Annotated in this window: 1 protein-coding gene; it reads right to left on the bottom strand. The window is 61.8% G+C overall.

Annotation, left to right across the window (positions count from 1 at the left end; genetic code table 11):
- The coding region (locus AB1462_RS32115) for a proton-conducting transporter membrane subunit (RefSeq protein ID WP_367249144.1) at window positions 1-437 on the bottom strand (437 nt) is incomplete at both ends.

Below are 437 nucleotides of genomic sequence, written 5' to 3'. Positions count from 1 at the left end.
CCAGCGGCACGTTGAAGCCATGCCAGATCGAAATGCTGTATTGCGGGGTCGCCTCGCCCAGCACCGCAAGCACGCCCGAATGCAGATTCGGACCCATTGTCAGGCCAGGCACGATGCCGACGACAAGGCAGATCAGCACCAGAAGCTCGATCGGTCGGCGCATCCAGACCGGCGGCTCGTGCGGCACACGCGGCAGATCGGTCGGTGCAGGTCCGAAGAACACGCAATGGATAAAGCGCAGCGAATAAGCGACGCTGAACGTGCTGGCGATGGTCGCGACGTAAGGCAGCGCGCGGTCGAGCCAGGAATCCAGATGCGTTTCGACGGCTTCGGCGAAGAACATTTCCTTCGACAGGAAGCCATTGAGCAGCGGCACGCCAGCCATCGCCGCACTCGCCACCATGGCGAGCGTGGCCGTTATCGGCATGTATTTTATC

The sequence above is a fragment of the Pseudomonas sp. SB113 genome (assembly GCF_040754745.1).
Lineage (GTDB): Bacteria > Pseudomonadota > Gammaproteobacteria > Pseudomonadales > Pseudomonadaceae > Aquipseudomonas > Aquipseudomonas grimontii.
Note: the sequence above shows the minus strand (reverse complement) of the source record. Positions and strands in the feature narration are given on the sequence as shown.